General features: G+C 67.7%; 1 pseudogene. It reads right to left on the bottom strand.

The features are described 5' to 3' along the window. Positions 1-403, bottom strand: a pseudogene (locus ACFHWY_RS28885) (ISAs1 family transposase); the annotation flags it as partial.

Below are 403 nucleotides of genomic sequence, written 5' to 3'. Positions count from 1 at the left end.
CGTCTCTGATGTGGTGTGAGGAGTTCTCCACTGCCCAGTGCCCGCGGATCGCGGCGGCCAGGTCAGCCGGGCTGGCCTGGTGGGCGTCGAGGCTGGTGACGGCGTAGACGCTTTCGCGGGTCTCGCGTTTGCCGGACTGTTGGCGTCGGCGGTGCACGCGGATGGCCAGTCGGGCGTGGGGGAAGGCGATCCCGCCGAGGTTGTCGGCGATGGCGCAGGTCTTGATCGAGCGGGACTCGCGGCGTCCGTGTCCGGTCTCGGAGGTGGTGTGTTGGACGGTGATGTCGCGCCAGGGCAGGGCCGCGAGTTGGGTGTGGGCGGTGGGCTGGTTGGTTTTGATCGCGGCGATGTAGTGGGCTTTCTTGGTCTCGACCAGCCAGGAGACGTTCGCTTTGACCGAGTG

The organism is Micromonospora sp. LOL_024 (genome assembly GCF_048060415.1).
In the GTDB taxonomy this organism is placed as follows: Bacteria; Actinomycetota; Actinomycetes; order Mycobacteriales; family Micromonosporaceae; genus Micromonospora.
Note: the sequence above shows the minus strand (reverse complement) of the source record. Positions and strands in the feature narration are given on the sequence as shown.